At 32.6% G+C, this 22,205-nt stretch carries 20 protein-coding genes; 11 read left to right on the top strand and 9 right to left on the bottom strand.

The genetic code is table 11. The features are described from left to right. The first annotated feature begins 41 nt into the window (after positions 1 to 41). The 8 genes from AC3IF2_RS04855 (at position 42) to ettA (ending at position 11,981) form a co-directional block, all read left to right on the top strand. Complete coding sequence (locus AC3IF2_RS04855) at positions 42 to 398, top strand: hypothetical protein (RefSeq protein ID WP_489165921.1); 357 nt, start codon at positions 42 to 44, stop codon at positions 396 to 398. After that, complete coding sequence (locus AC3IF2_RS04860) at positions 395 to 2,248, top strand: adenylate/guanylate cyclase domain-containing protein (RefSeq protein ID WP_489165922.1); 1,854 nt, start codon at positions 395 to 397, stop codon at positions 2,246 to 2,248. Before AC3IF2_RS04855 ends, AC3IF2_RS04860 begins: the two co-directional genes overlap by 4 nt. A gap of 192 nt (positions 2,249 to 2,440) precedes the next feature. Next, entirely contained in the window at positions 2,441 to 6,769 is a 4,329-nt protein-coding gene (locus tag AC3IF2_RS04865; RefSeq protein WP_489165924.1) for a T9SS type A sorting domain-containing protein, read from the top strand. Positions 6,770 to 6,780: 11 nt separating this feature from the next. Further along, entirely contained in the window at positions 6,781 to 8,766 is a 1,986-nt protein-coding gene (locus AC3IF2_RS04870; RefSeq protein WP_489165926.1) for an adenylate/guanylate cyclase domain-containing protein, read from the top strand. Positions 8,767 to 8,813: 47 nt separating this feature from the next. Beyond that, the gene (locus tag AC3IF2_RS04875; RefSeq protein WP_489165928.1) at positions 8,814 to 9,323 is read left to right on the top strand and encodes a Pycsar system effector family protein; all 510 of its coding nucleotides are present in this window, start codon (positions 8,814 to 8,816) and stop codon (positions 9,321 to 9,323) included. Between the two features lie 19 nt (positions 9,324 to 9,342). Beyond that, positions 9,343 to 9,918: an HD domain-containing protein gene (locus AC3IF2_RS04880; protein WP_489165930.1), complete on the top strand. Its 576-nt coding sequence runs from the start codon at positions 9,343 to 9,345 to the stop codon at positions 9,916 to 9,918. A 140-nt stretch (positions 9,919 to 10,058) separates the two neighbouring features. Continuing rightward, on the top strand, positions 10,059 to 10,241 hold the full coding sequence (locus AC3IF2_RS04885; RefSeq protein ID WP_480196406.1) for a CAL67264 family membrane protein: 183 nt from the start codon (positions 10,059 to 10,061) through the stop codon (positions 10,239 to 10,241). Positions 10,242 to 10,289: 48 nt separating this feature from the next. Continuing rightward, positions 10,290 to 11,981 (top strand): energy-dependent translational throttle protein EttA, encoded by a 1,692-nt coding sequence (ettA, locus tag AC3IF2_RS04890; RefSeq protein ID WP_489165932.1) that lies wholly within the window; start codon positions 10,290 to 10,292, stop codon positions 11,979 to 11,981. Between the two features lie 18 nt (positions 11,982 to 11,999). Here the strand turns inward: ettA and AC3IF2_RS04895 are convergent, their stop codons facing one another. From AC3IF2_RS04895 to AC3IF2_RS04935, 9 genes are all read right to left on the bottom strand, one after another. Further along, a complete protein-coding gene (locus AC3IF2_RS04895; RefSeq protein WP_489165934.1) occupies positions 12,000 to 12,713 on the bottom strand; it encodes a DUF4488 domain-containing protein in 714 nt (237 codons plus the stop codon). A gap of 40 nt (positions 12,714 to 12,753) precedes the next feature. Then, positions 12,754 to 13,122, bottom strand: a complete 369-nt coding sequence (locus AC3IF2_RS04900) for a DUF2200 domain-containing protein (RefSeq protein ID WP_489165936.1) — start codon at positions 13,120 to 13,122, stop codon at positions 12,754 to 12,756. A gap of 39 nt (positions 13,123 to 13,161) precedes the next feature. After that, entirely contained in the window at positions 13,162 to 13,650 is a 489-nt protein-coding gene (locus AC3IF2_RS04905; RefSeq protein ID WP_489165938.1) for a DinB family protein, read from the bottom strand. A 70-nt stretch (positions 13,651 to 13,720) separates the two neighbouring features. Beyond that, on the bottom strand, positions 13,721 to 14,161 hold the full coding sequence (locus tag AC3IF2_RS04910) for a hypothetical protein (protein WP_489165940.1): 441 nt from the start codon (positions 14,159 to 14,161) through the stop codon (positions 13,721 to 13,723). Positions 14,162 to 14,189: 28 nt separating this feature from the next. Beyond that, complete coding sequence (locus tag AC3IF2_RS04915) at positions 14,190 to 14,540, bottom strand: ribose-5-phosphate isomerase (protein WP_489165942.1); 351 nt, start codon at positions 14,538 to 14,540, stop codon at positions 14,190 to 14,192. A gap of 77 nt (positions 14,541 to 14,617) precedes the next feature. After that, the gene (locus AC3IF2_RS04920) at positions 14,618 to 15,436 is read right to left on the bottom strand and encodes a hypothetical protein (protein WP_489165944.1); all 819 of its coding nucleotides are present in this window, start codon (positions 15,434 to 15,436) and stop codon (positions 14,618 to 14,620) included. A 150-nt stretch (positions 15,437 to 15,586) separates the two neighbouring features. Further along, on the bottom strand, positions 15,587 to 16,234 hold the full coding sequence (locus AC3IF2_RS04925) for a DUF2306 domain-containing protein (RefSeq protein WP_489165946.1): 648 nt from the start codon (positions 16,232 to 16,234) through the stop codon (positions 15,587 to 15,589). Positions 16,235 to 16,312: 78 nt separating this feature from the next. Beyond that, positions 16,313 to 17,068, bottom strand: coding sequence for an MBL fold metallo-hydrolase (locus AC3IF2_RS04930; protein WP_489165948.1), 756 nt, complete (start codon positions 17,066 to 17,068; stop codon positions 16,313 to 16,315). A 9-nt stretch (positions 17,069 to 17,077) separates the two neighbouring features. After that, complete coding sequence (locus AC3IF2_RS04935; RefSeq protein ID WP_489165950.1) at positions 17,078 to 17,602, bottom strand: DUF7935 family protein; 525 nt, start codon at positions 17,600 to 17,602, stop codon at positions 17,078 to 17,080. 181 nt (positions 17,603 to 17,783) lie between these two features. Here AC3IF2_RS04935 and AC3IF2_RS04940 point away from each other — a divergent pair, with 181 nt between their 5' ends. From AC3IF2_RS04940 to murA, 3 genes are read left to right on the top strand one after another with little or no spacing between them, the layout of a single operon-like run. Next, on the top strand, positions 17,784 to 20,114 hold the full coding sequence (locus AC3IF2_RS04940; RefSeq protein ID WP_489165952.1) for an ATP-dependent helicase: 2,331 nt from the start codon (positions 17,784 to 17,786) through the stop codon (positions 20,112 to 20,114). Between the two features lie 57 nt (positions 20,115 to 20,171). After that, a complete protein-coding gene (locus AC3IF2_RS04945; RefSeq protein WP_489165954.1) occupies positions 20,172 to 20,822 on the top strand; it encodes a DUF4290 domain-containing protein in 651 nt (216 codons plus the stop codon). A 21-nt stretch (positions 20,823 to 20,843) separates the two neighbouring features. Continuing rightward, positions 20,844 to 22,154 carry a UDP-N-acetylglucosamine 1-carboxyvinyltransferase gene (gene murA / locus AC3IF2_RS04950; RefSeq protein WP_489165956.1) on the top strand — a complete coding sequence of 437 codons (1,311 nt, stop codon included), beginning with the start codon at positions 20,844 to 20,846 and terminating at the stop codon, positions 22,152 to 22,154. Positions 22,155 to 22,205: the final 51 nt, after the last annotated feature.

Raw genomic sequence — 22,205 nt, forward strand, 5'->3', positions numbered from 1 at the left:
AAAAAATCAATTAAAAATTAAACCTACTAAACCCCTTCAAAATGGACAGAAAAATCACAATCGAAAAAGGTAACCCTGATGGAACACTAGTATTATCTGACAAGGATGAGACTAATGCTTTACCCGGAGATCAAATTACATGGGTTATAGGCCCTAATTCTGGTGTTGCAAGTATTAGTAAGATTCATGAAAAAGATGGCTCAAGTAATATATTTATCGGAGAGCCACAAAAACAACCAGATGGCTCATTTATGGGTACTGTAAAAGATGTAGAAGAAGAAACTACTGAAACATATTATATTAACTGGACAACAGCTGGAGGCGGATGGTTAGGGCAAGATGGAGCAGGCCTACCAAAGTCTTATGACCCAAGAATTACTATTAACCCTAAAAGATGACATTCTTTTTAAAAAGAAAAGCCTATTACTTTTTAATAGGCTGTTTTTTTTTATTTCAATATTCTATTTCTGCACAAAATCAAAAGCTGGCAGATAGTTTATCAACTATTTATATAGCGGATACGTTAAAAGGTAAAGATAGATTAGAATTACTTAAAAGTTTAACTTTTAACGAGGTTAACGATCTTAAAAAAGCTCTATTTTATGCTGAAGAATTAATAGACTTATCTGAACAAATTAATAATAACTATTATTTATCTCATGGTTACTTTCAGCTTGGAAATAAAAAAATATTATTAGGTGATTTGGAAGAAGCTTTACAAGCTTATTTTAAGAGTGCTACAATTGCAAAAAATGAAAGCCTAATTAACCTTGAAGGAAGTTCTTATAGTACTATCGCTGATATTTATACCATTTCTGATAACCATACAAACGCGAAAATTTATTATAGAAAAGCCATTTCCATTTTAAGGCGATCTGATGATTCTATTTCTCTTGCTTCAGTCATTTTAAATGCTGGAGATGCTTTACTTACAAATAAAAAATATGATTCAGCATTAGTATATTTTAAAGAATCAGAAGAAATTTTTGAAAGGGTCAATTATCATGCTGGAAAGGCATACAACCTTGGTAATATAGGCATGGTCTATGCCAATACAGGCAAAAGTGATCTTGCAGAAAGTCATATTAATGAAGCTATCCAAATTTTGGAAGAATCAGGAGATTATTATCCTATTAGTGTGTATCTCATGGCAATGTCAGATATTTATGTTGAAAAAAGTGATCATGGCACTGCCCTAAGTTATGCTCAAAGAAGCCTTCAATTAGGAGAAAAGTACAGTTTAAAAGATCAGATTGCTGATGCAAATCTTAAATTATCTGAATTGTATGAAATTGCTGGCAATACTGCTAATTCCTTAAAACATTATAAAGACCATGTAACCTATAGAGATAGTGTTAATAATATAGCCACAGTACAATCAATGGCAGATCAACGTACTGACTTTGAGGTAGCGCAAAAACAAGTTGAACTCGATCTAGTTGACCAAAGACGTAAGAACCAACAAAATATAGCAATTGCAACAGCAATAACTTCAGTTTTAATTGCCCTCTTGGCATTTGGTTTGTACAGACGTTATCAATTTACTCGAAAAACCAATAAGATTATCGAAGAAGAACGGAATCGTTCAGAGAATTTATTGTTAAATATACTACCAGAAGAAACGGCGGAAGAATTAAAGGAAACGGGTAAAGTTAAAGGTAAAAAATATGATGCTGTCACCGTGCTGTTTACAGATTTTAAAGGCTTTACCAGTTATTCTGAAAAATTATCACCTGAAGCTTTGGTAGAAACAGTAGACTTTTACTTTTCAAAGTTCGATGCCATCATTGAAAAATACGGTCTAGAAAAAATTAAAACCATTGGTGATGCCTATATGGCAGTTGGCGGTATACATGACAATCAAGACAATCATGCCAACAGAATGGTAAAAGCTGGGTTTGAAATTGCACAATTTGTTGAAGTAGCTAAAAAAGACAACGATATCAAGAAAACGAATTTCGATATTCGAATTGGTATCAATACCGGGCCGGTGGTAGCGGGAGTGGTAGGTACCAAAAAGTTTGCCTATGATATTTGGGGCGATACTGTGAATGTAGCTTCGCGAATGGAATCAAATTCAGAACCAGGTAAAATTAATATTTCTGAAAACACCTATTCCCTCATAAAAGATGAATTCGAATGTGAGCCAAGAGGTGAGTTAGATGTAAAAAATAGAGGTAAAATGAAAATGTATTTTGTTAAAGATATAAAACAAAACATTAAGAAGAAGCCTAGAGTTTTATCATAGAATAATTACGATTCATATCACTTTAAGATTGAAAAGCACAAATAATTAACAGAGTTCTTTTAATAAAATGCTGTTAATAAATGGATTAACAGTTAAAAAATTACTATATTTAACAACCCAAATTTATAAACCTCCAAAAAGTTTACAAATATATGACGTAATAATTATAACTAACTAAACATCCCCTTCGCTATGAAAAGTGTAGCTACTTCAAATCAAGCTGCAGAAGCTAAGATGAATTGTGGAATTCATTTAAATCTGTATTCTTTATCTATTTTATTAATATTTAATCTTGTTTTTTTCTTTGGATATTCTCAAAAAGGGAATGGAAAAGGGATAAAAGATATTTTAATCAGATCCTGTGTTAAAGATATAGGTAATGGTCTTTACAGTGCAACCTTTAGTTATGATAATCCTAATAAAAAAGAGATTACCATTAGCGAAGACGGTAGTGTTATTACTTATAAAAACAAAAAATCTAAAGGTGTAAATACTTTTAAAAAAGGAAGTGTAAATAAAGTTTTTACTAGACAATTTTCTCCAGGTGAATATGTAGAATGGGAAGTGCGAAATCCTAATGGAAAAATTCATATTGTTAGAGCCAGTGCAAATTCTTCGCATTGTACAGATCAAGAAGATGATGGTGTTATCTTTCCTGTTTATGGTCAAGGTACTGGTAAAACAGATCAAGTTGTAGGCTTAGAACTTACGGCCTTAGCGGAAGGGAATGCAGGTGATAATCCTTCAGATTTAATTTATCAAATTAGTGACAATAAGGTTTTAGTTGAAATTATACCACAGGCGGGGCAATTGCAGAACGTCTTAAATTTAATGACTAATACTTTTGGTTTACAATATAATTCTAACCCTTTACTTTCTGATTTTATAATAGATCCTACAATAATTATTACCGATCAGCTTTCTACCATAGATATCTATTTTCCGATTCCATCGTTGCTAGAACTTAATGCTTATCAAAACTTTATAAATTTTGTTAGACCAATATACCCACCATATCAGAATTCTGGTATAGTGACTTCACAAGGAGATGGAGTTCAAGCCTCAGATTTGGTACGAAAAGCTTTTAAAACAGTGAGAGATGGTGAAATAGTTTCGGTTGATGGTGCTGGCATAAAAGTAGGTATACTTTCAGATAGTTACGATACGCAGCCCTTTACAGGAAAATCAAAAGCAGAAGTAGATGTTGAAAATGGAGACCTTCCTGGTGCAGCAAACCCAAACGGACACACCACAGAAGTTGATGTTCTACAAGACTTTCCTTATGGAGTTGCTTCAGATGAAGGTAGAGCTATGCTACAAATTGTTCATGATGTGGCACCAGGCGCAGAACTGGCATTTCATACTGGTATTCTTTCACCTAGAAATTTTGAACTAGGGGTAAAAGCATTAGCAGATGCAGGATGTACAGTTATTACGGATGATATAACGTTTCCTTCAGAACCATTTTTTAAAGACGGAAGGATTGCAAATGTTATTAAAGAGTTTACAAGTATACCAGGAAACAGTTATGTAACATCAGCGGGAAATTTTTCTAATTCAGGATATCAGAGTACTTTCAATTCATCTGCCAGTTTACCTACAACTAATTTTCTTGCACCAGATAGCCCAGCAAAAGCACATGTTTTCGGAACCAATTCAGATGGGCCAGAAGACGTATATCAAAAAATTAGTGTGGTCCCAGGTGTATATATGATTGTTTTGCAATGGGATGAAGATCTTGCTTCACAAGTTAATAGTCAAGGCGCTAGAGATGATTTAGATATTTATTTGGTAGATGACCAAGGTCGTTTGGTTGTTGGTAATAATCGAATTAATGATGATGGAGATCCTACCGAAATAATTGTATTTCAGGCCACAGGAGTTGGTGAGGCAAATATTTTTATTACAAGTGCTAATGGAACACCAAATTCTGGTTTATCATTTAGATATATTGCTTTTAGATCGAATGGATTAGACTTCTTAGAATATAATAATGGTTCACCAACTGTTAGTGGACATGCAATGACTACTGAGGCCGTAACAGTTGGTGCAGTAGATTATAGAGCAGTTTCAAACCCACAATCACAGTTTTTCTCATCGTATGCTGGGCAGTTAGCAAATTCTCAAAATATAGAAGTTAATATTTCAGCAGCGGACGGGGTAAATACTAACGTTGGTTCTATTGGTCAAGATGTAGATGGAGATGGTTTTCCAAATGCATTTGGTACATCGTTTGCCGCACCACATGTAGCAGGAGCATTTGCACTATTAAATTCTGCAGCAATTTCTTGGTATCCAGGTGGGCTACCCACAGATGGTTTGCAATTGTTTCAACAGACAGCTACCCCTTTTGGCAATCCTGATGTCGCAGGTAGTGGATTAATTAATGTGAATAATGCTTTTAAACAGATTGCTTCACAAACGGCAAACTTAACGAAATTAATAATTGAAGATGGTAAAACACCTAGTGCAGAGCCTTTAGAAGTAACAATTTTAGGTGAGTTTTTACCAGAAACACCTAAAGTGTTTTTTGATGGAAAAGAGTTAGAAATTATATCTGTATCAGATACAGAAATAAAAGTAGCGGTTGGTGTTTTTGTCGGAAATCCAGATTTAATAGTTTATACAGACCCAACAACTCCTGGAGGCACAGATGGAGGTAATTCTAATCCAATAAATTTCTTTGAAGATGGTAAGATTGCACTGAATGTTAAGGCTGATGATGTATCTGTTGAGTTTGGGCAAGTTGTTAACTTTTCTTTTACTGTTGAAGGCCTTCCTGAGGGAGAAACATTAGAATCGTTGGGCTTACCTAACATTCAATATATTACACCTGCGGTATTTCCGTACCCAGATGTGAATAATTATGCAATAACACCATCTTTTGAAGAAGCACTTACCGAAGAGCAATTAGCAGCATTTCAAGTAAATTTTATAAACGGAATTTTTACTGTTACTAAAAAAGATTTATTAATAAAGCCTAAAGATGCAACATTTACCTATGGAGATGCTATAGATATTGAACTTGATTTTATTTATGATGCTTCTGGTATAGAAGATAATTTTGATTTTTTAGCAAACTTAAGGTCATCATATGAATCTACATTTTTTGCTGATAATACTCTGGCATTAGTAAATAGATTTAAACCTGTTGTAAATGATTATGATATTCTAGATTTATTAAATGGGGGTAGTTGGATGTCTAGTGAAAGAACAATTCAGAACAGATTTAAACCAGTTGTAAATGGAATGAATATAATTGATTTAGATGTTGATAATTTTATTGATTATTTAGAAGCTGAATCTGATGTAACAACTAATAGGTTTAAAGCTGTTGTCAATAGATTTAAAGCTGTTGTAAATGCTCAAGATTTATTTGATGGCTTGGTTGATTTAGGTATTGAAAATAGATTTAAACCTGTAGTTAACGACACCGAGCTTGGCGGTGAAGATGATGCAAACGATTATTCTTCAATTTTTGCCATTATAGATCAAGAAGATGCGTCTACCGATACAGAGGATAGAGTTATTTCGAAGTTATATTCTTTGAACTTGATAACAGGATTGACCGTAACAAAAGATGAAGCACATTATATATTTCCGGGTGCTTCGATAGCTTCTATTTTTGCAAATTTTAATGTAACCTACGACTATGGTAGATTAACAATTCTGCCAGCAAAGTTGGATGCTGTTTCAGAAGAAGTTATGATTAATCAAGGTGATGAAGTAGATACCTCATCTATAGTCACTAGCATTAGTGGATTTGTCTATGACGAAGATGTTGATTCAGTATTTCCTGATGGTTTAACATATCGTTTTGTAGATGAATACGGAAATGAATATCAAGTTGGTGATACGGGAGTTTATGAAATAAAGATCGAAAACCCTCAAAATTATGTTATAGAATACATATCACAAGGATTACTATATGTCAATCCTTTTGGCCATATGAAAAAAGTTCGCAACTATTTAGATTGTGTAGAGTATCTTCCAGGTGATGCTAGCGGGCTAGATTATGTGGCAAATTTTAGATATGAAAACCCAAATTCTGAGACATTATATGTATTACATGGTGAAGATAATTTTTTATCTGGAGGAGCACAATTTAGTGGACAACCACCTTTTGTTTTCTTACCAGGAGAAAATACTTTTCAGATTCGTTTTGACGGAAATAAGTTAATTTGGACTTTAGCAACATTCGATAGCGCTCATAAGAGCTCAGTATCTTCTGAGGCTACTTCAGACTCTGGTAAATGCGATGCCAAAGGAGATGCAGGTGATGCATATTATTCTATATATCCAAACCCGTCACAAGACGTTTTAACAATTAAACAGAATATTTCTGAAGCTTGCGACGTAGATATTTTTAATTCATACGGAATACAATATTATCATACTAACTTTAGACGGAATCAATTAAATAGTGTGACTATTGATGTTTCTAGTTATCCTCAAGGATTATATCTTGTAAGAATTACTACTAAAAAAGATTCTAGAGTTTATAATATTATTAAAGAATAGATACCATACTTATGCTTAAATCTTTTAGTGGAGTTTGTTCATTACTGGCAATGTTCTTAATTAATTCAGTCATAGGGCAATCATCTAAAATAGATAGTCTTAAAAATAATATTGCTACCTATCAAAATGATTCTAATAAAGTAAATGCATTAAATGCATTAAGTATAGAAATTCTTAACAATGAAGATATTATTGGGTCTTTAGAATATTCTAAACGTGCAAGTAAATTGGCAAGTGAAATTGATTTTAAAAGAGGCTTGGCCTATGCGCAAAAGAATATGGGTTTAGCAGAATATTATCAAAGTAATTTTGATTTTGTATTAGAGCATTGGACAAAATCTTTAGAAACTTTCGAAAGCATTAAAGATACTCTTGGTATTGCAAATATGGTTAATAACCTAGGAGCTGTATACTATAGCCAAGGAGGGTATGCTAGAGCAATAGACTATTATTTACGCTCATTAAGTATTTCAGAAAAATTAAATGACCCAGTAAGAATAACTACTGCTTTAGTTAATATAGGAGGTACTTATAGTGATGGAATGGATGATTATGAGAAAGCGTTAGAATATTATGACAAATTAGAGCCTTATCTTATTAACTTAAACGATAATCAGATTACTACAGCTTATCTTTTGGGGAAAGGTGAAGTTTATCAAAAAAAAGGTAATTTTAAGAATGCACTTTCACATTATTTAAGAGCACTGCCATTGAACGAAAATGATCCTTATGAAAAAGCTCATATTAATACAATGTTAGGAGAGGTTAATTTAAGGATGGGTGAAAAGCAAAAGGCAATTAATTACTTAAATACAGCTTATAATTCTGCTCTTCAAAATAACCAGAAATTACAAATGGTTCAGTCTTTATTTTGGATGGGAGTGGTGTATAGAGAAGTTGATTTTGACAAGGCACTTGAAATGTATAGTAAAGCTGAAACATTAGCAATAGATATCGAAACGCCAAATGAGCTCAGAGATATATATCAAGGATTATCTGAAGCGTATGCTAACAAAGGCGAATATAACAAAGCATTTTCTTATCAATCTAGATACCTTATTCTAAAAGATTCAATTTTTAATTTAGAGGCTAATGATAAAATTCGAGGCCTTCAGTTTGCTTTTGATCTAGAAAAAAAGGAAGATGAAATAGATTTATTAGAGAAAGAAGCTGAAATAGCACAAGAAAAAGATAAAAGAAAAGAAATAGTTACATATGCATCCTTAATATCTGCGGGATTGATCTTTCTTTTAGCAATAGGTATGTATCGTAGATACAGATACATAAATAAAACTAGCAAGATTATAGAAGAAGAAAAAAATCGTGCTGAAAATTTACTCCTAAATATATTGCCTCAAGAAACAGCAAGAGAATTACAAGAGAATGGTAAAGTAAAAGCGAAGCAGTTTAATGAGGTTTCCGTTTTATTTACCGATTTTATAGGTTTTACTAATCATTCTGAAGATTTAACTCCAGATGATTTGGTAAAAAGTGTAGATTATTATTTCTCTAAGTTTGATGAAATTATAGAGAAACATGGAATAGAAAAGATTAAAACTATTGGTGATGCTTACATGTGTGCTGCTGGTATACCATTTCCAAAAGGGAATCATTCATTGATGGCGGTAAAGGCAGCTTTTGAAATGGCAGAGTTTGTAAAGAGTACAAAAAAAACAAATGATACTATAAAGCATTTTGATATACGTATTGGCATTAATACAGGCCCAGTTGTTGCAGGTGTGGTAGGAATTAGAAAATTTGCATACGATATTTGGGGAGATACTGTAAATGTTGCATCAAGAATGGAATCAAATTCGCAAGGTGGTAAAATAAATGTTTCAGAAAACACTTATCAACTTATTAAAGATGATTTTGATTGCGAATACCGTGGCGAAATTGATGTAAAGAACAAAGGTATGATGAAAATGTATTTTGTTAATGGTTTAAAAAACAAGGAATTATCTAATATTTTAAATGAAAATAAAATAGAAATATAAAATTTTATTGTACATTTATAGTAACAAGACCAACCAATTTTCAATAAATGAGTGCCATCGACCCTAATAATTTTTGGGAGCAATTAGAACGACTAGAAAAGCTAATCAGAGCCTCCGAACTTAAGGCTGGCGTCATTTTTTCTTTCCACAGTCTTATTTTAGGTCTTTTTGCAGATAGATTAGAGCATTTTAATGATATTTTTAAAGGAAATATTCTACTTATCATTTTAGCTATTTTATGGATATCTTCTGTACTTATTTCTATTTTTTATTGCTTTAAGTGTTTTCGACCTCGAATTGAGTTAGAATACGACAAGAATGTTTTTTTTTTTAGAAATGCATCCAGCGGATTTGGTAGCGCAAAAGACTATACCAAAAAATTAATTGAAGTAATTGGTAGTGAAGAACAACTCTTTAAACAATTAAGCGAGCAAATTCACGTTGAGAGTAAAATAATTGATCAGAAATTTAAAAGTGTTAATAAATCGATACTTTTTTTTGGTATAAGCTTTATATTTATAATAATTATTCTGGCTGTATCATTAATAAATTTGTGATAATGGATAAAATCATCCTATGAAAGGATATATAAAACTCCGTAAAAAAACCTTAGAAATTCTAAATTCTCAATTGCCTGAAGAATTATATTACCATGGAGTTTTCCATACTTTAAATGTTTTAAAAGTATGTAATCAGTATATTAAAAGAGAAAAATTAAAGGCTAGAGACGCTAAATTGTTAAGATTAGGCGCATTACTACATGATATTGGGTTTGTTGAATCTCATAGCAATCATGAAGAAAAGGGAGTAGCTATTGCACAAAAACTAATGAGTGAATTAGGATTTTCTGATACAGATTTTAAAATAGTTAAAGGGCTTATAATGGCCACTAAAATTCCTCAATCACCGAAAAATTTTCTAGAAAAGATTATATGCGATGCAGATTTAGACTATCTAGGCAGAGATGATTTTTATAAAATAAGCAATTCACTTTTTAAAGAGTTGCAATCTTATTCTATGATCAATTCTAACGATTGGAATAAGCTACAAATAGAATTCTTAGAGAAGCATAAGTACCATACTCACTTTGCAAAAAAGCATAGACAACCTCAAAAAGATAAGAGAATAACCGAACTTAAAAAATTGGTATAGACTATTATAACTTTTAACAAAAATTCAGCTTTATAACATTAATTTTTCCTCTTATTACCCATTTTATTTGCGTTGTTAAAGATTTTATTCATTAAAATTAAAACACGATATTTGTCATCCCTTAACCAAAACTGAAAAATATGGCAATGAATAAAAATACCGTCTTAGGCTACGCGACAATGTTGATGATAATAATGGGTATTATATTAATTTTAATGGGTGCTTATCGTTATGATGATGTAGCCGGTTGGGGTTTTGCAACTGTAGGTATTGGTTTCTTTGCTATTGCATGGGTTTTTAATGCGTTAAAGGGTAGGGTATAATTTATTATATCTAATTACTTCATTTTCTAATAATCAAATTTACTAGCTATGTCAGACGATAAGAAGGTCATCTTTTCTATGAATAGGGTTTCTAAAACCTATCAATCTACAGGTAAACAAGTTCTTAAAGATATATACTTGAGCTTTTTTTATGGAGCTAAAATCGGAATTCTAGGTCTTAACGGATCAGGAAAATCTACATTGTTAAAAATTATTGCTGGTGTCGAAAAAAACTATCAAGGTGATGTAGTTTTTTCGCCAGGGTACAAAGTTGGATACTTACAACAAGAGCCTCAATTAGATGAATCAAAGACAGTTTTAGATATTGTAAAAGAGGGCGTAGCCGAAACGGTTGCTATTTTAGATGAATATAATAAGATCAACGACATGTTTGGTTTAGAGGAAGTATATTCTGACCCTGATAAGATGGAAAAATTAATGGCGAAGCAGGCTGAGTTACAAGATAAAATCGATGCTGCAAATGCTTGGGAATTAGACACGAAATTAGAAATTGCCATGGATGCTTTGCGTACGCCAGAACCAGATAAACCAATTTCGGTATTATCGGGTGGTGAGCGTAGACGTGTTGCTTTATGTAGATTATTACTACAAGAACCAGAAATTTTATTGTTAGATGAACCTACAAACCACTTAGACGCAGAATCTGTGCATTGGTTAGAACATCATTTGGCACAATATAAAGGAACAGTTATTGCCGTAACACACGATAGATATTTCTTAGATAATGTGGCTGGTTGGATTTTAGAATTAGATAGGGGAGAAGGTATCCCATGGAAAGGAAACTATTCATCTTGGTTAGATCAAAAGTCCAAGCGATTAGCACAAGAACAAAAGCAGGCCTCTAAGCGTCAAAAAACCTTAGAACGTGAGTTAGAATGGGTACGCCAAGGTGCTAAAGGTCGTCAAACCAAACAAAAAGCACGTTTAAAGAGTTATGATAAGTTGTTGAATCAAGATCAAAAACAGCTTGATGAAAAATTAGAGATTTATATACCAAATGGCCCTCGTTTGGGTACTAATGTGATAGAAGCTAGTGGAGTTTCAAAAGCTTATGGTGATAAATTACTTTACGAAGATCTAAATTTTAATTTACCTCAAGCTGGTATAGTAGGTATTATTGGCCCCAACGGCGCTGGTAAAACCACTATTTTTAAAATGATCATGGGCGAAGAAGTCCCAGATAAAGGTGAATTTAAAGTAGGTGACACAGCTAAGATTGCCTATGTTGATCAAAGTCATTCAAATATTAACCCAGACAAAACAATTTGGCAAAATTTTTCTGATGAACAAGAACTTGTAATGATGGGTGGACGTCAGGTAAATTCACGCGCTTATTTAAGTCGATTTAATTTTTCTGGTAGTGAGCAAAACAAAAAAGTTTCTGACCTTTCTGGAGGTGAAAGAAATAGACTTCATTTAGCGATGACACTTAAAGAAGAGGGTAATGTATTGCTTTTAGATGAGCCTACTAATGATTTAGATGTTAATACTTTACGTGCTTTAGAAGAAGGTCTTGAAAATTTTGCTGGCTGCGCTGTGATCATTTCACACGACCGTTGGTTTTTAGATAGAATTTGTACACATATTTTAGCTTTTGAAGGTGATAGCCAAGTTTATTTCTTCGAGGGTTCTTTCTCTGATTACGAAGAGAATAAAAAGAAACGACTTGGGGCTGATATTATGCCTAAAAGAATAAAGTATAAGAAGCTAATTAGATAATGGAACTTTAATATTGTTTCATTTTCTAGGGCTCCATATTTCATAGATTGGGTCTCCTTTACTAGATAAACCAGAGTGGTGCCACTTGCCATCTACCAGTTCATACTTAAATTTTAGGCTAGCCCCAGCTTTAGAATTATCTCTAGAAAAGAATTCGATGTTCTCATTATATTCACCATCTTTAGTTGTATAGGTTCCTCCACCTGTTCCCATAAATTGTTTTGTCTCTGTATTGTATGCTATCCATTGAAAACGAGTTCCAGACAAAATTTTCATAGTTTTTCTTGGTCGGTTAGTATCTATTAATTGAGTTTTACCTTCTTTCATTCTACCAGAAATTAACCAAGCGCCATTTAATTTACCTGGCTCGCCGGTATCGATTCTTTTAAACTTCATTTTACTTCCAACAATACCCATAATAGAATCATTTATAAACACTTTAAAGCTTACTTCTGTACCAACACGTTCAGAATTATTTGTGTCGAATTCTACTTTTTCAGTCATAGTGTCACCATTTAGTTTCCAAGTTCCACCATTACTACTAATAAATTTATCTGTTTCAGAATTATATGTGCTTATAACTTGATGATTATCAGAAAAAATGACCACACTTTTTAGTTTCTCACCATTTTCAGAAGTATGATGTGCTTCCCATGCACCTATAAAACTTTGCGCCTTGATTCCTAAAGAAATGAAAGCGCAAAAGAGTAATGCAATTAATTTTTTATTCATAATATTATTTTTACTTTAAAATTGGGTTCATGTTCTTTTGCTAATCCCTCAAAATTTTCTCCATTTTACGACCTCTTGCTAACTCATCAATCAGCTTTTCCATACGTCTACACTGTTTGTAAACTTCAAATTCATCCTCTATTTCTTCAATTCGATAACCACAAACAACTCCTTTAATCAAGTGTGCGTTAGAATGTATTGTTGCTTTTTCAAAAAATGTTTTAAATGTTACTTTCTCTTCAATAAGTGTTTGTAATTTCTTTTCATCAAAACCGGTTAACCATTCTATTACTTGGTGTAGCTCTTCTTTTGTTCTACCATTCTTTTCCAATCTATTCACGTAATGTGGGTAAATAGACGCAAATATCATATTAGCAACTTGTTCATTTTTTTCAGCGGTAACTTTCATCTTTATTTGATCTTATTAATTGTATATTGTTTGTAGCTATCATTCTAGTTTTAAGTATTTAACAATAATTCCTATCTGGCCTAAATGATACACATCATGATGTAACATTCCGTTTATTATAAAACTGTATTTATAATTTCCTTTAAAATCTGTATCATAATATTCTTCATCAAGAAATTTATCATTTTTTGACTCTAACAAACTGATTAATTCGGTTAAAGTATTATCATATTCCGACTTTATTTTTTGCCAACCTATTGGTTCTAAAATTGCATTGGTCAGCCAATTTTCAGCACAGTCATCCGTTTTACTCCCTTTGCCGGTTTTAATTTTTAAAATTGTTTCCTTTCTCCACAATGTTAAATGAGAGATTATTTCTGCGATACTATGTAAACCTGTAATTGGTCTTTTGAAATATTCATTTTCATTTACTTGATTCAACTTGCTCATAAAAGTACTCCCAATCCAAGGTTTACCTTGTTGTATTTCTTCTAGTTGTTGAATAATATTTTTAATTAGGATTCTCATTCTAAATAAGTGCTAACTAAATATACAAAGATTATCGAGATTGATAAGAATAAAGAAACTAAGAACTTTATTAGCTACAATTATTCTTCACCTTTTCTAATGCTTTTGGAAATGTATTTGTCATAAACTCTAGATGCTCATCCATAACATCTATTTCAACGGTAAGTGTGTTTGTACCATTTCTTTCAGTAAGTCTATAAACTTCTGTAGCACCAGACCATATTTTGGCATCATCATCTATTGGCTGTTCATTACCATTTACTACATTTCCAATATGTTTAAACTTTATAATTTTATTTGGAATGTGCTTTTCAATAATGCTGTAGATACCGCCTTTATCTGGACCAAGAAAATGTACTTTACTGCCTTCTTTCCAATTATCAGTTAGAACATAAGATCCTTCCATAAAAAAATTAACCCATTCACTATATGAATTCTCATCCCAAAGTGCTTTCCAAACGGTAGGTTTTTTAGCTTTAATATCAATGGAAAATTCTAATCTGTTAATCATTAATTTCCTTTTTTATTAATTTACGAACTTAATTAAACCATACAGCATATCTTTGTCTTCTCAATTCTAGTGCAAGCCTTTCTTCCATTTTTAGTGCTTCAGATCTAGTCGGTAATGGGTTAATATGATTGTAAAGACTAGGTCTTAAGTACATACCGTACTTTTGGACTATGTTTGAAGAAAGCTTATAACCTTTCTTATTTCTATATCCAGTTTTATGTTGCAGAAACCTTTCTTTAGGAGTTTTACTCGTCATTCCAACATATAGACACTGTAAAACGCCATTAAACTGTGGATTTGCTGCCCGAAACCTCGAATTTTCAGTAAATACTCGTTTCGATAATTCTATGACATATATTCTATACTCGACTTTAGGCATTACTTATTAGACTTATTCTAATCTGTTTTTCAATTTTCTTATTTCAGCAATTAATTATACACTTTGTTGTAACTAGTTTATTCAACATAGATTCTTAACGGAATTGTATACTTAACATCCATTGGTTTTCCATCAATTGTACCTGGTTTGGCAAAACTTGGGAGTAAATTTATAACTCTAATACCTTCTTCAACCAATTCGTCAGCAATAGCTTCACATTCAATATTGACAATTTTTCCCTTTTTAGAGACTGCAAACTTCATAATTATGCTTTGGATTCCAGAACTCAATCCTAATTCTGATGCCAGTCCAGTATCGAATTTCATTCTTATGTGTCTATTGATTTCGCTGGCAACACATTTTCTAAGTTCTGATCCATCTTCCATATTCATACAGTTTTTAGTTATGGGGATTGTTTGGTTCTTAGATATGTTTTCGGGGTCAACATCTTTAATTTCAATCCATTTAACAGGGAAATATTCCTTTATATATAAGTATTTATATTTTACAATTTCCGTTTTACTCTTCTTTATTCTCTTCTTTATTTCATTTTCTTTTGAAAGCTTGAAAGTTAGTTTTACCCCATATTTCATTTCTTTTCCCTTGTCTAAATATTCCTCTGGATTTAATCTCGGAATTTCGTTAATTATTGAAACAATTGCAGGCTCAAAAATTTTGGCTTTTTTATTGACTCCGATGTCTATAATATTTCCAATTGAATCAGTTTTGAAAGTTGTTTTGATTGTGACTGTTTCGCCTCCTTTGTAACTCTTACCAACAGCTATGTCATCAAATTTACTTACTGATTGATTTGTAAAAGTTTCTTCAATAAGTTTCTTGTTCTGTGAAAATAAAGGCGAGGTTACTAATACGACTAGTAGAATTATCTTTTTCATATTTTAAATTAGTTACAACGGTTGGGCTATGGCTTCGTTGCGGAATTGTCCGTTAGGACATTCCAAGAATACCAAGCCATCATTGCAAGATAAGAATTTCCGTTTAGGAAATTCCGCCGCAATGAATTATAGCCGTTGTTGGCAAACGTTTTATTTTTTGTTCGGAAGAAATTTAGAAATATTCCGTTCCGCATAAAATGCCGCCAATAATGCCAGTAATAAAGGTGTAAAAGTTGTAAAGGCCAGTCCTAGAAATTCAATTTTCACTCCAATTCTCAATACGGCCATAACTGCGAAGCCAAAAGCCAAAATCATCCGAAAGGAATGCCTTTTAAGAAAGTACATATGTTCGTTGGGGCGATTTTTTATTAGCTTAATATCTCTTAAAAGAACAATTGCAAAAGTCAATGAAAACAATAGTCTGGCAAAAGTTCCCAAAGATATTTCTGGTAAAATCCTAACGAATTGTATAGATGTGAATATAAATAGTAGAACGGGGAAAATAACTAATATTGCATCTACGATCTTGCTATATTTGTTTTTATATCGAAGGGCTGAAATGGAGCTAATTAAGAGATAAACTGTTGCAACACTCATTAATACGGCTAAAGGAAGAAATTCTTCGGTCATAAATACAACGGTAGAAATTACTGAATAAAACATTCCCAAGACAAATACTTTTCCTCCAGTTTTATGAATTCTGGAACCTTTTTTTGTGCTTAAAGCTACGATTCCACCTATAAAGGCAATTGTACCAATAACAATATGTGATAGATGATTAAATTCGTTAAAGTCCATATTTCCTGTTTTTAATGGTTGCCAACGTATGTATATGCGTATTACGCATATATCTATTATATCTTTAGCTAAGATTGTTTATTTCATATACCAATCTCGCAAACGTACTTCTATATCCTTATTTTTTGCATTTACTAAAGCCTTAAATGCTTTAGTATCACTCACCTCTGGTTTACCCCTGTAATGGTACGGATACACTATTTTTGGCTTAAAGTCTAATACTGCATCGGCTGCTTGGTTAATATCCATAGTGTATGGTAGATTCATACAAACAAAAGCTATATCTATACCACGCTGATCTCGCATTTCTTTAATATCTTCTGTATCACCAGAAATATAAATGCCTTTTCCTCCAAGGTTTATAAAATAGCCATTACCACGCCCTCTAGGATGACGTGAAGTTCTATCTTCAGGTAAATTATACATGGGCAAAGCATTTATAAAAATATTACCCTCTACATGTATACCACCATTTTTAACAACAGCTATTTGTTTTTCATAATTTTTTTTCAGCATATTGGCTACCGCCTGTGGTACAATAAATTTTGCATTCTTAGTATCGAGCTCTTTTAGGGTTTCTAGATTGGTATGATCGCCATGTATATCTGTAATTAATATAATATCTGGTTTATCTAAACCTTTAAAACGTTCAGCTCCTCCATATGGGTCTACATAAATCGTCTTTCCGTCCCATTGTAACACTAAAGTTCCGTGTAAAATGGGTTGAATGGTAATATCACCTTCATTAGATTTTATAATATCTGGGTCAGGTCTTTGCGCTAAGCACAATGTTGTTATAAATAATGCTAATAAGAAGGGGAGTTTAGTTTTCATAATCATAGTTTAAAATATTGTTTTTACTTCGTCTTTTACGAAGTCTAAAGCTTTTCTAGTAGGTGGTAGATCATTTTCACCTGTACGCTGTATAATAGTTGTTTGCATAGCTTTGGCATCTTTTACCTCGCCATCTAGCAAAATGGTTCTTATAAAATTTAAGGTGTTATTTTTTGCAGTAGTAATTACATTCCAACACTCACTAGTTAAATAAACTTGTTGAGCTAAATTGTGTTCATATTCTTTTTCTACTGAGGTCAATAATTTTTTAAAATATGCAGGTTTATCACTAACAGTTGGGCTTATTCTAGCGGCTAAACTATTGGGCGTAATGCGCTCTAAAAATAAGGTCATTCGCTCATAAGCTTGTAAACGTGTAGGCAGTGCTACACTTTGTTTTTCTTTACGTAATTGATAAATTCTAGCATTTTTTTCGTTGTTTATATGAAGTTTAAAAAAGTACAATGCCACAGCACCAGTTACCACAGCAGGTAGGGTATAGGCAATTAATTGAACAAAATTTTCTGTATCCATTTAAAGTTTAAATATTAGTTGAACCAAATTTAACGAAACTAAATGAAACTTAGTTTTTATAGATAGATATTTATTGATATAATAAATAGATTTTTACCTTAATAATTTTTATATTTTGTCGATAACTTTTATTGTAAGACACTATTTACAATTGTACTTTTGAAACGATAAAAATGTTTGCGTGACAGATTACCTCGAGAATTTAAACGAAGCCCAAAAACAAGCCGTATTACATAAAGAAGGACCCATGATCATTATTGCCGGTGCGGGTTCTGGTAAGACGCGCGTACTTACCTATCGCATCGCACACTTAATGAGTTTAGGTGTAGATTCATTTAGCATTTTAGCTTTGACCTTTACTAATAAGGCAGCTCGCGAAATGAAGAATCGTATTGGTAAGATTGTTGGTGAAAGTGAAGCGAAGAATTTATGGATGGGTACTTTTCATTCTGTTTTTGCACGAATATTACGCTCTGAAGCGGAAAAATTAGGCTATCCGTCTAACTTTACTATTTACGATACTCAAGACTCTGTTCGCTTATTGAGTTCGATTATTAAAGAATTACAATTAGACAAAGATAGATACAAGCCGAAACAAATATTAGGACGTATTTCGCAATTTAAGAATAGCTTGATTACGGTTAAAGCCTATTATAATTCACCAGAATTACAAGAAGCTGATGTTATGGCAAGTCGCCCAAAAACTGGTGAAATATACAATCAATATGTAGAGCGCTGTTTTAAAGCTGGGGCAATGGACTTTGATGATCTTTTGTTAAGAACAAACGAATTGCTCACCCGTTTTCCAGATGTTTTGGCAAAATACCAAGATAGATTCAGATATATTTTAGTAGATGAGTATCAAGACACCAATCATTCGCAATACTTAATTGTAAGAGCTTTATCAGATCGTTTTCAGAATATATGTGTAGTTGGTGACGACTCGCAAAGTATATATGCTTTTAGAGGAGCAAATATTCAAAACATTCTCAACTTTCAAAAAGATTATGACGATGTTAAGATCTTTAAGTTAGAACAGAATTATCGTTCTACCAGTAATATCGTAGAAGCAGCTAATAGTGTCATCGAAAAAAATAAGACAAAGCTAGATAAGCAGATTTGGACTTCGAACGATAGGGGCGAAAAGGTGAAAATAATGCGTACTCTTTCTGACGGTGAAGAAGGTCGATTTGTAGCAGACTCTATTTTTGATAATAAGATCAATAACCAATTAAAAAACAACAATTTCGCTGTATTATACCGTACTAATGCACAATCAAGAGCTATTGAAGATGCGCTGCGTAAAAAGGATATAGCTTATAGAATTTATGGAGGTTTATCTTTCTATCAGCGTAAAGAGATAAAAGATGTATTATCGTATTTACGGTTATTGGTAAACCCTAACGATGAAGAAGCATTAAAGCGTGTAATTAATTACCCCGTTCGCGGAATCGGACAAACCACCGTTGATAAATTAATTGTAGCTGCTAATCACTATAAGAGATCAATTTTCGAAGTTTTAGAGAATTTAGATAAGATAGACTTAAAGATTAATTCTGGTACAAAAGCAAAATTGAGCGATTTTATAACAATGATTAAAAGCTTTCAAATTGAAGCACAATCGAAAAATGCTTTTGAGGTTACAGATCATGTAATCAAGAAAACGCAGATTGTTAAAGATATTGAAAAAGAGGCAACACCTGAGTCTGTAAGTAGAATAGAGAATGTTCAAGAATTACTGAATGGTATTAAAGATTTTATAGATGAACAAAAAGAAAAGGAAGAAGATGCCTCTTTAGCTTTTTTTCTAGAAGATGTTGCTTTAGCTACCGATTTTGATAACGACAAAAAACATAACCAAGATGTGGTTTCGTTAATGACGATTCACTTAGCAAAAGGACTAGAATTCCAATATGTATATATTGTTGGCTTAGAAGAAAATTTATTCCCTTCTGCTATGAGTATGAATACACGTAGTGAGCTAGAAGAAGAACGTCGTTTGTTTTATGTTGCATTAACACGTGCCGAAAAACAAGCATATTTAAGTTATGCACATTCACGGTATCGTTGGGGTAAATTAATAGACTGTGAACCTAGTCGTTTTTTAGAAGAAATAGATGATAAGTTTTTAGAGCGTTTAACACCTAAACTTCCTAAACAGATCAATCGCTTTGTAGATGAAGGTATTTTTGGTACAGTTCCTCAAGATAGAATTCGTTTTAAAAAGCCGATATCAAGAACAAAAAGCAGTCCTGTAAAAAAAGAGAAATCTTCCCCGAAAAGGGTAGTATTGAGTACACCTAAAAACTTAAAAAAAGTAAGTGCCGTAACGACTAACTTATTTGATAGCGATATTGTAGTTGGTAATATTGTTGAACATGGTAAATTTGGTAAAGGTGAAGTATTGAGTTTAGAAGGAAATGGCTCCAATAAAAAAGCAGAAATAAAATTCGAATCTGTAGGTAATAAGAAACTATTATTGCAGTTCGCAAAACTTAAAATTTTAGCATAAAAAGCAATCGTTTTATAGAAATAATTGTTTATTTGCGTTATATAATAAATACTTATAATGGAGTTTGATTTAGAATACAATTCAGAGAGAGAGCATTTAATAATTCCGGAATACGGAAGACACCTACAAAAATTAGTAAATCACTGTATTAAGATAGAGAATAAAGAAGAGCGTAACAAAATGGCAAATGCCATTGTTGATGTTATGGGAAACTTGCAACCACATTTACGTGATGTACCTGATTTTAAGCATAAATTATGGGATCAGTTATTTATCATGTCAGATTTTAAATTAGATGCAGATTCTCCATACCCAAAACCTTCTAAAGAAGAATTAACGGCCAAACCTGATGCACTAAATTATCCTAGATCGGCTTCTAAATATCGTTTTTATGGAAATAATATTCAGATAATGATCGATACTGCATTGCAATGGGAAGATGGCGAAATGAAGGATGCCTTGGTATTTACTATTGCCAATCATATGAAAAAGTGCTACCTGAATTGGAATAAAGATACGGTAGAAGACAATGTTATCTTTGAGCATTTAGCCGAACTCTCTGATGGAAAACTACAATTAACTTCAGATTCTGAAATACTATCAGAAAGTAAAAGTTTATTGCGAACTAAGTCTAGAGTAAGTTCTCATAAAAAGAATCAAAAAAATCAAAAGGGTCATAAGTCTAATAAAAACTGGAAGCGACGCTAAATTACCATTACCAACTAACCTATGGGAACATTTAAAATTGAAGGAGGCCATCAATTAAAAGGAGAAATAACACCTCAAGGGGCAAAGAATGAAGCATTACAAATTCTTTGTGCTGTTCTACTAACTCCAGAAGAAGTACATATTGATAACATACCAGATATTGTAGATGTAAATAAACTCATAAAACTATTGAGTAATTTGGGTGTAAAAATCCAAAAGAATGGTAAAGGTTCTTATACATTTAAAGCCGATGATGTAAATCTTAAGTATTTAGAATCTCAAGATTTTAAAGAAGAAGGTAAAGGCTTACGTGGTTCGATTATGATAGTTGGCCCGCTGTTAGGTCGTTTTGGCAAAGGATACATTCCAAAGCCTGGCGGCGATAAAATCGGTCGCCGTCGCTTAGATACTCATTTTGAAGGTTTTATAAATCTTGGCGCAAAATTCCGCTATAACAAAGAAGATTATTTTTACGGAGTAGAAGCAAAGAAGCTTAAAGGCAACTATATGTTGTTAGATGAGGCTTCTGTAACTGGTACTGCCAATATTGTAATGGCTGCTGTGCTTGCTGAAGGTAAAACAACTATTTATAATGCAGCCTGTGAGCCCTATTTACAGCAATTATGCAAAATGCTAAATAGAATGGGAGCTAAGATCTCTGGAGTTGGTTCTAATATGCTAGAAATTGAAGGTGTTGATTCTTTAGGTGGTACCGACCACAGAATGTTACCAGATATGATCGAGATTGGTAGTTGGATTGGTTTAGCAGCTATGACTAAAAGTGAATTAACTATAAAAAATGTTAGTTGGGATGATCTAGGACAAATACCAGATGTTTTTAGAAAGTTAGGCATTACATTAGAGCGTAAAGGTGATGATATTTATGTACCCGAACATAAAAAAGGTTACGAAATTCAAAGTTATATAGATGGCTCTATCCTTACTATTGCTGATGCACCTTGGCCAGGATTTACACCAGACTTATTAAGTATAGTTTTGGTAGTTGCGACACAAGCTAGAGGTAGTGTGCTAATTCATCAAAAGATGTTTGAAAGCCGTTTATTTTTTGTCGATAAACTTATAGATATGGGTGCGAAAATCATTTTATGTGATCCTCATAGAGCTACAGTAATCGGACACGATTTTAAATCAGATCTAAAAGCAACTACGATGACCTCGCCAGATATTAGAGCAGGTATTTCATTATTAATTGCGGCTCTATCAGCCAAAGGAACTTCTACAATACATAATATTAATCAGATCGACAGAGGTTACGAAGACATCGATGAGCGTTTACGTGCTATTGGCGCTAAAATTACCAGAGTAAATTAATTTACCAGAAATTTATTATTAATTGTTATAATGTCAATTTGGCACAATATC

The sequence above is a fragment of the Maritimimonas rapanae genome (assembly GCF_057837205.1).

What these genes read in the sequence shown, in the direction of transcription:
- AC3IF2_RS04855 (WP_489165921.1), top strand. Translation starts at nt 42, where the DNA reads ATGGACAGAAAAATCACAATCGAAAAAGGTAACCCTGATGGAACACTA.
- AC3IF2_RS04860 (WP_489165922.1), top strand. Translation starts at nt 395, where the DNA reads ATGACATTCTTTTTAAAAAGAAAAGCCTATTACTTTTTAATAGGCTGT.
- AC3IF2_RS04865 (WP_489165924.1), top strand. Translation starts at nt 2,441, where the DNA reads ATGAAAAGTGTAGCTACTTCAAATCAAGCTGCAGAAGCTAAGATGAAT.
- AC3IF2_RS04870 (WP_489165926.1), top strand. Translation starts at nt 6,781, where the DNA reads ATGCTTAAATCTTTTAGTGGAGTTTGTTCATTACTGGCAATGTTCTTA.
- AC3IF2_RS04875 (WP_489165928.1), top strand. Translation starts at nt 8,814, where the DNA reads ATGAGTGCCATCGACCCTAATAATTTTTGGGAGCAATTAGAACGACTA.
- AC3IF2_RS04880 (WP_489165930.1), top strand. Translation starts at nt 9,343, where the DNA reads ATGAAAGGATATATAAAACTCCGTAAAAAAACCTTAGAAATTCTAAAT.
- AC3IF2_RS04885 (WP_480196406.1), top strand. Translation starts at nt 10,059, where the DNA reads ATGGCAATGAATAAAAATACCGTCTTAGGCTACGCGACAATGTTGATG.
- ettA (WP_489165932.1), top strand. Translation starts at nt 10,290, where the DNA reads ATGTCAGACGATAAGAAGGTCATCTTTTCTATGAATAGGGTTTCTAAA.
- AC3IF2_RS04895 (WP_489165934.1), bottom strand. Translation starts at nt 12,713, where the DNA reads ATGAATAAAAAATTAATTGCATTACTCTTTTGCGCTTTCATTTCTTTA.
- AC3IF2_RS04900 (WP_489165936.1), bottom strand. Translation starts at nt 13,122, where the DNA reads ATGAAAGTTACCGCTGAAAAAAATGAACAAGTTGCTAATATGATATTT.
- AC3IF2_RS04905 (WP_489165938.1), bottom strand. Translation starts at nt 13,650, where the DNA reads ATGAGAATCCTAATTAAAAATATTATTCAACAACTAGAAGAAATACAA.
- AC3IF2_RS04910 (WP_489165940.1), bottom strand. Translation starts at nt 14,161, where the DNA reads ATGATTAACAGATTAGAATTTTCCATTGATATTAAAGCTAAAAAACCT.
- AC3IF2_RS04915 (WP_489165942.1), bottom strand. Translation starts at nt 14,540, where the DNA reads ATGCCTAAAGTCGAGTATAGAATATATGTCATAGAATTATCGAAACGA.
- AC3IF2_RS04920 (WP_489165944.1), bottom strand. Translation starts at nt 15,436, where the DNA reads ATGAAAAAGATAATTCTACTAGTCGTATTAGTAACCTCGCCTTTATTT.
- AC3IF2_RS04925 (WP_489165946.1), bottom strand. Translation starts at nt 16,234, where the DNA reads ATGGACTTTAACGAATTTAATCATCTATCACATATTGTTATTGGTACA.
- AC3IF2_RS04930 (WP_489165948.1), bottom strand. Translation starts at nt 17,068, where the DNA reads ATGAAAACTAAACTCCCCTTCTTATTAGCATTATTTATAACAACATTG.
- AC3IF2_RS04935 (WP_489165950.1), bottom strand. Translation starts at nt 17,602, where the DNA reads ATGGATACAGAAAATTTTGTTCAATTAATTGCCTATACCCTACCTGCT.
- AC3IF2_RS04945 (WP_489165954.1), top strand. Translation starts at nt 20,172, where the DNA reads ATGGAGTTTGATTTAGAATACAATTCAGAGAGAGAGCATTTAATAATT.
- murA (WP_489165956.1), top strand. Translation starts at nt 20,844, where the DNA reads ATGGGAACATTTAAAATTGAAGGAGGCCATCAATTAAAAGGAGAAATA.